Annotated in this window: 3 protein-coding genes; all 3 read left to right on the top strand. The window is 73.6% G+C overall.

The genetic code is table 11. The annotated features are described in order from the left end of the window. The first annotated feature begins 82 nt into the window (after positions 1–82). A complete protein-coding gene (locus ABIA38_RS27105) occupies positions 83–5,935 on the top strand; it encodes a beta-ketoacyl synthase N-terminal-like domain-containing protein (RefSeq protein WP_424641453.1) in 5,853 nt (1,950 codons plus the stop codon). Between the two features lie 106 nt (positions 5,936–6,041). Continuing rightward, the gene (locus ABIA38_RS27110) at positions 6,042–7,808 is read left to right on the top strand and encodes an acyl-CoA dehydrogenase (RefSeq protein ID WP_424641454.1); all 1,767 of its coding nucleotides are present in this window, start codon (positions 6,042–6,044) and stop codon (positions 7,806–7,808) included. 150 nt (positions 7,809–7,958) lie between these two features. Beyond that, positions 7,959–9,749 (top strand): methyltransferase, encoded by a 1,791-nt coding sequence (locus ABIA38_RS27115; RefSeq protein ID WP_424641455.1) that lies wholly within the window; start codon positions 7,959–7,961, stop codon positions 9,747–9,749. Positions 9,750–9,877: the final 128 nt, after the last annotated feature.

Raw genomic sequence — 9,877 nt, forward strand, 5'->3', positions numbered from 1 at the left:
ATTTGTCTTGACAAGGCGTGGACCCCGCCACCACCATGCATTCGCATGCGCGCGCCGCCCCGGTGTGCGGGGGTAGGGGCGGATGGCCATCACGATGGGTGAGTACCTGGTCGACGACACGCTCGGCGACCACCCGATGGCCGGGCGCACGTTGCCCGAGCTGTTCGCCACCGCCGTCGACGCGTGGGGCGATGCGGCTGCCGTGCTCGACGGCGGGCGAATTCGTACCTGGCGGGACTGGCGGGCGGAATCCTCGGCGCTGGCCGCCGGGTTGCAGGAACTCGGCGTGTTGCCGGGCGATCCGGTGGCCGTACGGCTGCCCAACTGCTGGGAGTTCCTGCTCGCGCACGTGGCGATCGCCGACCTCGGCGCGGTGCTGGTGCCGGTGCACCTGGCGCAGGGGCGGCGCGAACTGCGGTCGCTGCTCGACCGGGTGGCGCCCAAGGTGCTGATCCTGCCCGCCCGACACCGGGGCGCGGACCAACTTGCCGACGCCCGAGGCTTGTCCACGCAACTCCTCGTGGTCGGCGAGGTGGGGGAGGTCGGTGAGGTCGGCGAGATCGGTGAGGCGCCCGGTGTGCGGTCGTTCGCGGCGCTGCTGGACGAGTACGCCGGACGCCGGCCTCGGCCGGTCGAGGTGACGCCGGAGCAGCCGTTCGTACTGCTCCCCTCGTCCGGGACCACCTCGACCCGGCCCAAACTCTGCCTGCACAGTCACGCCGGTCTGCTCGGCAATGCCGCCGCGGTGGCCCGGGAGGGAGCCGCCCGGGCCGACGACACGATCGTCAGCGCGAGCGCGTTCACCCACCTGTTCGGCCTGCTGTCGGTGCACCTGTCCGTACTGGTCGGCCACCGTCAGGCACTGCTCCCCGCCTGGGACTTCGACGCCTTCGCCGAACTTGTCCGGCGCAGCGAGCCGACGGTGTTGTTCGCCGTACCGGCGCAACTGCGCGACGTGGTCGGCCGATTGGACCGCGACGGCGCCGCGCGACCGCCGATTCGGCTGCGCGAGGTGCGTACCGGCGGCGCGGCCGTACCCGGTGCCCTGGTCGCGGACCTGCGCCGACTCGTGGGGGCGCGCACGATCGTCCAGTGGGGGATGTCCGAGCTCGGCGCCGGGACGTATACCCGCCCGGACGACCCGCCCGAGATCGCCGCCCGAAGCATCGGCCGACCGGTCGGCGGCAGCCGGGTGCGGGTCGTGGACGACCACGGCGTGCCGTGCGGGTACGACGAGGCGGGCGAACTCCAGTACCGGGGCCCGAACCTGTTCCGCGGCTACCTGGGCGACCCCGAACTCACCCGGGCCGCGCTGACCCCCGACGGCTGGCTGCGCACCGGCGACCGGGCCGCGCTCGGCGCGGACGGGACCGTCGCCTTCCACGGCCGGGACGCCGAGTCGATCAACGTCGGCGGCCTGAAGTTCGGTGCCGCCGAGGTCGAGGCGGTGTTGGCCGAACTTCCGCAGTTGGCGGTGGTCGCGGTGGCCGGCCGGGTTGACCAGCGGCTGGGCGAATACCCTTGCGCGGTGGCCGAGTTACGGCCGGGTGCGCGGATCGAGCCGGCCGACCTGCGGGCACATCTGGCCCGCCGGGAAGTGGCCGAGTACAAATGGCCGTTGGCGCTGATCGTGGTCGACGAGGTGCCGGTGACGCCGACGGGGAAGATCGCCCGGGGACGGTTGGCCGAACTGCTGGCGGCGCGGGACGAGATGCCGGTCGCGGGACGTACGGACGCGAATCGGGGGTCGGCGGCACGATTACCGGCCGCGCTGGACCTGGTCTGCCGGCTGCTGGCCGGGCCGGACGGCCCGGCCCGGTTCGAACCGGGGCTCCCGGACCGGACGTTCGGCGAGCTGGGGGTGGACTCGGCGGGCGCGGTGCGGTTGGCGCTGCGGCTGGGGGAGGAGACCGGGCGCGCACTGCCCAGTACGGTGCTCTTCGACCATCCCACGCCGCGCGAACTGGCCCGGCATCTGGTCGAGTCGGCCGGCGGGCCGGAGTACCCGGGCGGTGTGCCGGCGGCGCAGGGGATCGGCGCGGACGATGCGGACGACCCGCTGGTGATCGTCGGGATGGGCTGCCGGTTCCCCGGTGGGATCGACACCCCGGCCGGGCTGTGGCGCACGGTTCGGGACGGGCGGGACACGATCACCGAATTCCCCACGGATCGTGGGTGGGATCTGGCCGGGCTGTACGACCCCGACCCGGATCGGCCGGGCACGAGCTATACACGACACGGTGGATTCCTGGCCGGCGCGGGCGACTTCGACGCACGTTTCTTCGGCATCGGGCCGCGCGAGGCGACCGCGATGGACCCACAGCAACGGCTGCTCCTGGAGACGACCTGGGAGGCGCTGGAACGGGCCGGCATCGATCCGGGCGGCCTGCGTGGCTCCGACACCGGGGTGTTCGTCGGGATGATGGCGGCGGACTACGCGCCGCGCGCGCGGGATGCGCCGGAGAGCTTCAGCGGCCAGGTGCTGACCGGAAACGCGGCGAGTGTGGCCTCGGGGCGAATCGCCTATCTGCTCGGGCTGACCGGACCCGCACTCACCGTGGATACGGCCTGCTCGGCGTCCCTGGTCGCACTGCATCTGGCCGGCCAGGCGCTGCGTCGCCGCGAGTGCTCCCTGGCCGTGGTGGGCGGCGTCACGGTACTGACCGGCCCGGGCTCCTTCATCGAGTTCAGCCGACAGCGGGCGCTCGCGGTCGACGGGCGCTGCAAGGCGTTCGCGGCGGCGGCCGACGGGGCCGGGTGGGCCGAGGGCGCCGGGGTGGTGGTCCTGGAGCGGCGCTCGGACGCCCGGCGGCTCGGCCATCCGATCCTGGCCGTGTTGCGCGGCTCGGCGATCAACCAGGACGGCGCGAGCAACGGACTGACCGCGCCCAGCGGCCCGGCGCAGCGGCAGGTGATCCGCCAGGCCCTGGCCAACGCGGGCTTGACGGCCGATCAGGTGGACGCGGTGGAGGCGCACGGGACCGGCACGCCGCTGGGCGATCCGATCGAGGCGCGGGCGATTTTGGCCACCTACGGCCGGGATCGACGGGGCGCCGGGCCGCTGTGGCTGGGTTCGGTCAAGTCCAACCTCGGCCACACCCAGGCCGCCGCCGGGATCGCGGGGGTGATCAAGATGGTGCTCGCCCTCGGCCACGGTGTATTGCCACGGACGCTGCACGTGGACGCACCGACCCCGCATGTGGACTGGTCGGGGGCTGCGGTGCGGCTGCTGGTCGAGCCGACGCCCTGGCCGCGCTCGGCCCGCCCCCGGATCGCGGGGGTGTCCGCGTTCGGGATCAGCGGCACCAACGCGCATGTGCTGCTGGGGGAGCCGTCGATCGAGGACACGCGAGGCGCGAACGCCGGCGCGGTGTCGGCGGCTCCCGGCGAGCTGCCGTGGGTGCTGTCCGCGAAGACGGCGCGCGGACTGCGGGTGATGGCGGAGGAGTTGGCGGCGATGCCTGATTCGCCCACCGACGATCCGGCCGCTGTCGGTCGGGCGCTGGCCGGCATCCGGGCCGGCTTTGTGCACCGGGCCGTCGTGGTCGCTCGCGAGCCGGGCGACTTCCGGGCCGGTTTGCGTGCCCTCGCTGCCGAGGCCGGCTCCCCGGATCTGGTCACCGGGGTGGCGGCCGGGGCCGGCGGCGGCACGGCGTTCGTATTTCCGGGGCAGGGCTCGCAATGGCCCGGGATGGCCGCCGAACTGCTCACCGAATCACCGGAGTTCGCCCGCTCGATGGCCGAGTGCGCCGCCGCCCTGGCCGAACACCTGGGCTGGTCCCCGCTCGACGTGCTGCGCGGATCCGGTGCCGGGCCGCCGCCGGATCGGGTGGACGTGACCCAGGCGACGCTGTTCGCCGTACAGGTGTCGCTGGCCGCGCTGTGGCGCGCGCACGGCGTGCGACCGGATGCGGTGGTCGGGCACAGTCAGGGTGAGATCGCCGCAGCGTATGTGTGCGGCGCATTGTCCCTGGCCGATGCCGCGCGTGTGGTCGCCGTACGCGGGCGGGTGGTTCGGTCGCTCGGCGGCGGCGGTGCGATGGCCACGGTCGCGCTGCCCGTCGACGACCTGCGTGACCGGACCGCCCTGCGGGACGGGCGGGTCACCGTCGCGGCGGTCAACGGGCCGCGCTCGGTGGTGCTCGCCGGGGATGCTGCCGCCGTCGACGCGCTGCTGGCCGAACTGCGAGCGGAGGGTGTGCGGGTCGGCCGGGTGCCCGTGGACTATGCGTCGCATTCGGCGCACGTGGAGGGGGCCGAGCGGCAACTGCGCGCGGAACTGGCCGGGATCGTCCCGCGTACCGGAGAGATCCCGCTGTTCTCGACGGTCGAACCGGGCCCGCCGCTGGACACCTCGACGATGAACGCCGACTACTGGTACCGCAATCTGCGCCGACCCGTCGCCTTCGACACCACGATCGGCCTCCTGCTCGACCAGGGCTACCGCCGCTTCGTCGAGCCGAGCCCGCATCCGGTACTGACCCACGCGATTCACGAACGTGCGGACGCGACCGGCCGGGACGTCCTGGCCGTGGGCAGCCTGCGGCGAGGCGAAGGTGGTTCCCGGCGGTTCCTGCTGTCGCTGGCCGAGGCGTATGTACACGGGGTGCCGGTCGATTGGCGGCGGGCGTTCCCGGAGGGGGCGCCGCACCGAGCCGTGGAACTGCCCACGTATCCGTTCCAGCGGGTGCGGCATTGGTGGGGGACCGAGACCGGGAGCGAGACCGGGACCGGGACGGGGGCCGTCGGTCCGGTGCCGGCGGCCGTTCCCGTCGAGGAGGTGGCCGAAGTCGACCCCGGCGCCGAGCCCACGACGCTGCGTCGGATCCGAGCGCTCCCCGAGGCCCAGGGCCGGGCTGCCGTACTCGCACTGGTTCGTGCGCTGGCCGCCGAGTTGGTCGGCTACGCCGATGTCGAGGAGATCGGCGTGGACCGGGCGTTCCAGGAACACGGCTTCGACTCGCTCGCGGCGGCCGGGATGCGCCGGCGGTTGACCGACCTGCTCGGCCTGCGGCTCCCCGCCGGTCTGGTCTTCGACCGGCCCACGCCCGTCCGACTCGCCGACCACCTGTGGGCGCGCATCGCCGCCGACGCCGTGCCCACCGAGGTCCCGGACGGGCTCGGCGCGCTGGTTCGGCACGCGTGTGCCGAGGGTCGGCCGCACCTCGCACTCGACCTGCTGGCGAGCGCGTCCCGCCTGCGACCCACGTTCACCGCGAAGTCTCCATCCGGTGCCACCGATCCCGGCGGCACCTCGGCCCGGGGCGATCGTGGGCCGGAACTGGTCTGGCTGCCCTCGGTGTTGCCGATGAGCGGCCCGCACGAGTACGCCCGATTGGCGACCGGATGGCAGGACCTGCGCACCGTGCGGGTGTTGGCCCAGCCGGGGTTCCTGGCCGGGGAGTCGTTGCCGCACGATCTCGAAGCGCTGGTCGATGCACACGCCGCCGTGCTGGAAGGCTCGTTCGGCCGACCGCCGTTCGTGCTTTGCGGGCACTCCTCCGGCGGGCTGATCGCACACGCCGTCGCCGCCCGACTGGAGAGGCTCGGCCGGCCGGCCGCCGGGGTCGTCCTGGTCGATTCGCCGTGGCCGGACCCGCAGTTCCTGGCCGCGACGCTGCCCGCGATCCTGGCCGAGGCGCTCTCCGCGACCGGCGAATTCGCGGCGGCCGACCCGGGCCCGACCCGATTGACCGCGACGGGGGGCTACTTCCGGATCCTGTCCGAGTGGCGGCCGACGCCGATCGACACTCCCACGCTGGTCCTGCGCGCCGCCCGACCCCTCGTCGCGGGGGCCGCCGGCTGGCGACTGCCACACACCCTCGTCGAGGTGCCCGGCGACCACTTCTCGGTGCTCGCCGCGGACGCCGCACCGGTCGTCACGGCCATCGAATCCTGGCTGGAAAAAGCCGAGTTCGGCCCGGCGCTGCGATGACCGCCAGGTACCACCGATCAGCGTCGGCGCCGCCGCGGCCGACGTGTCGCCCCCTCGTCGTGCCGCCGCGCCGGCCGGCGTTTTCTTCGGGTCAGGAGCCCTCCCGATGACCGATCACGCCTTCCCCGACCCGGCCAAGCTGCTCGCCGATGCGCTGTTCGACCTGCCCGAGCACCCGGGCGCGATGGCGGGCGGCCCGGCCCGGGACACCCTGACCTACCACCGGGTGCACCGGCTCCACGAGCAAATCGCCGCGCCGGGACCGCTGTTGCACCAGCCGGCCTACCTGCGCGAACTGCTCGAACTGTCCGCGATGGTCGATCCGGGGGTGTTCCACGTACTGTTCCTGCACCACTGCATGACGCTGGGCGCGGCCCTGGACTTCGGCGCGAGCGACGCCGACCTCGCCGAACTGGCCGCCGGGCGGACCATCGGCGCCGCGCTGATGACCGAGGTGGGGCAGGGGAACAGCAGCGCCGACATCCGCACCGAGGCGGTCTGGGACCCGGCTGCCGGGGAATTCGTGCTGCATACTCCGGACCCCGCCGCGAGCAAGTACCCACCCAACGTGGGCTTGCCCGGCATTGCCCGACTGGCCGTGGTCAGCGCCCGGATCGTGGTCGCGGGTACCGGGCACGGCACGGGGTTGTTCCTGGTGCCGCTGCGCGACGCGGCCGGGCCCGGGCGGGGCGTGGTGATCACGCCGCGACCGCCGACGGGCCTACTGCCCCTGGACTACGCGAGCGTGCGCTTCGATCGGGTCCGGGTGCCCGGCTCCCGCTGGTTGCGCGACGGTGCGACGATCTCGGCGGCGGGCGAGTATCACGATCCGCTCGATCCGCCCGCCCGGACCCGGCGCAGCCAGGGCATGAGCCGATTCGCCTGGGGCGCGGTCTCGACCGGACTCGCGGCGGTCGCCAGAGCCGGCGCCGCGGTGGCCCTCGCGCACGCCTGCCGACGCCGCACCGCCGGCCGCCTCGACACCGAACTCCCGGTGCTGGCCTACCGCAACCAGCAGCGCGCCCTGTTCGGCGCCCTCGCTGCGGCCCTCGCCGCGACGGTGTCGGCCCGCCGGGCGACCGACCTGTGCTGGCAACTGCCGACGCCGCAGGCGAGCGACCGGGGGCTGCCGGCGGCCTCGATGCGTACCGCCGCGCTGATCAAGGTGACCGCCGACCGCCTCGCCGAGCAGGCGATCTCCCGCTGCCGACGGGCCTGTGGCGCGTTCGGCTTCTTCGCGGAGAACCGGCTGATCGACTATCAGGGCCTGGCCCTCGCGTTCAACGCGGCCGGCGGCGACAACGAGCTGATCCTGTTGGACGCCGCGTGGGCGATGGCGACCGGCGCCGACTACGAACCGCCGGAGATCGTCGCCCAGTTCGGCTCGCCGCTGGCCCGGACCGGCTGGGTGGGCCTGTTCCGCACCCGCGAACGGCTGCTGTACGACGGCCTCGTCGAGCAGCTGCGCACGGGCGCCGAACAGGGACTGGACCCGTTCGCCGCCCGGAACGAGTGCACCGACTCGGCCCTGCGCCTGGCCGCCGCGCACGCCGCCCGGATCACGATCGAGGCCCTGGACCGCGACCTGCGCTCGGTGACCGGCCCCTACCTCGACGACGCGGCGACGGACGACCTGTGCCTGCTGTGGGTCCTGGACGAAGTCGCCGCACACGACGGCTGGTTCCTGACCGAGGGGTTGCTCACCGCCGACGAGGTCCGCACGTTGCCCGGCCGGATCGACGGCGCGTGTGCGCGGTTGGCGGCGCACGTACCGGCCCTGCTCGACATGCTCGACATACCGCCCGGGATCATCCGGGGCGCCCTGGCCGGGGACGACCCGACCCGCGACCTGACCACCGGCCCGACAACCTGACCCGGGCCGAACACGAACGACCGACCACCGACCACCGACCACCGACCATCAACCACCAACGACGAGCGACGAATCACGAGCGACGAATCACGAGCAACGAACCACGAGCAACGAACCACGAGCAACGAACCACGAATCACGGAGCCCCCCATGAACCGTTCATCCCTGCCGACGAACCGGACGGACCCGCTCTGCCCCCCGGATTCGCACCCGGACGGCGTACCGTCCGAGGACGCCCGGCGGATCGGCGCACTGCTCGACCACGTACGAGGGCGCGGCGCGGCGGAGTTGTTGCGCGCCGTACTGCCCCCCGGAGTCCCGGACGCCGTGGTGGACATGGTCTCCCGGCACTGCCGGTTCGACCATGCCGCGTTACTGGTCTTCCCGGCCCGGCTCGAACCGCTCCTCGAACGGTTGCCGGACTGGGGCTTACGGGTGACCGAGGTGGTTCCCAGTACGGTGGTTCGCGACCGTGTGCTCGAACGGCTGGGCGGGCGTGGCGAATCGGTGGCGGTATCGATCGTGCGATGCGCACTGGTGGCCGACGACGAAGAGCGCGAAGTCGGGCGCAGCCTGGAGCTGTTCGTCCTGGCGGCGGGTCCCGACGAACGATCCGACCGGCTCGACCGGCTGCGGGCCGACGAGCGGGCGCGCAACGCCGAGACACACTTCGCGTTCCAGGTGGTCGAGCCGACCCCGGTCACCATGCTGGATCTGCACGACCTGCTGGCCTCCCGGGAGGACCTGGTCCGGGACGGTGGCGGCTTCAACCCGCACAACGACACCTCGGTGATGTACTTCCGCAGTCCGGGCGACCCGGACCGGGACCGGTGGCCGCGCCGAGTGGAACTGATGGCCACCGGCGCCCATCCGGAGGTGCTGCGTCGGCATGCGGCCCCGAACACCGGGGCGGCAGCGACGAGTTCGCCCCATCCGGACCGGGTGACGCGCGAGATGTTGCACCTGCTGACCGGTGCGTGGGTGACCCAGTCGATCGGCGTCGCGGCCCGGCTGGGCCTGGCCGACCACCTCGGCGACCGGGCCCGATCCACCGCGGACCTGGCCGAGGCGGTGGGCGCGGATCCGGACCGACTCGGGCGACTGCTGCGGCTGTTGGCCGGACACGAAATCCTGCGCACCGACCCCGACGGACGGTATCGGCTCACCGATCGCGGCGCGCTGTTGCGCACCGACCGGGACGGTTCGCTGGCCGCGCTGGCGAGCCTGTACGGCGGTCTGTTCTTCGCGTCCTACCTCGGCCTGGAACACACGGTGCGCACCGGCGAGGATGCCTTCACCCACGTGCACGGCCGCGAGTCGTTCGAGCACTTCGCCGAACACCCGGACGACGCACGGCTGTTCCAGCGGGCGATGGCATTCGGCTCGGTGGTCTTCGACGCGGTGCCCGGCGTCCTCGACGTGCCCCCCGCGGCGACCGTGGTCGACGTCGGCGGGGGCAACGGAGAGCTGATCGCCCGGCTGCTGCGCGCGAATCCGACTGCGCGGGCGGTGTTGTTCGAGCACGCACACGTGCTGGCGGCGGCCCGGCCGATCCTGTCCGTGGCCGAGGCCAAGGACCGTTGCGACCTGGTGGCCGGCGACTTCTTCATCGACCCGCTGCCGCGCGGCGGGGACCTCTACCTGCTCTCGCGCATCCTGCACGACTGGTCGGACGCCGAGTGCCTGACCGTGCTGCGCGCGTTGGCGACGGCGATGCCGAACGCCGCGCGGCTGGCCGTCATCGAACGCCCGATCGCCGACCCCGGCGGGTCGGTACTGCCGCTGCGCTACGACATCCAGATGATGACCAACGCGCGGGGGCGCGAGCGCACCGTGGGGGAGTACCGCGAGTTGCTCCGCGCGGCCGGCTTCGAGTTGCTCGACGTCCGGCCGCTGCCACTGGACATGGCGGTGCTGACCGCCGGTCGCCGCGCCGCGTAGGTTCCGGCGACACGACGGCGCCGTGGGGCCCCCCCCGGGGGGGGGGGGCCCGCCCCCCCCCCCCACACCCCCCCGCCCGGGGGGGGGGGGGGGGGCCCCCCCCCCCCGCCGCGCCCCCCCCCCCGGCG

The organism is Embleya sp. AB8 (genome assembly GCF_049739465.1).
Taxonomy (GTDB): domain Bacteria; phylum Actinomycetota; class Actinomycetes; order Streptomycetales; family Streptomycetaceae; genus Embleya.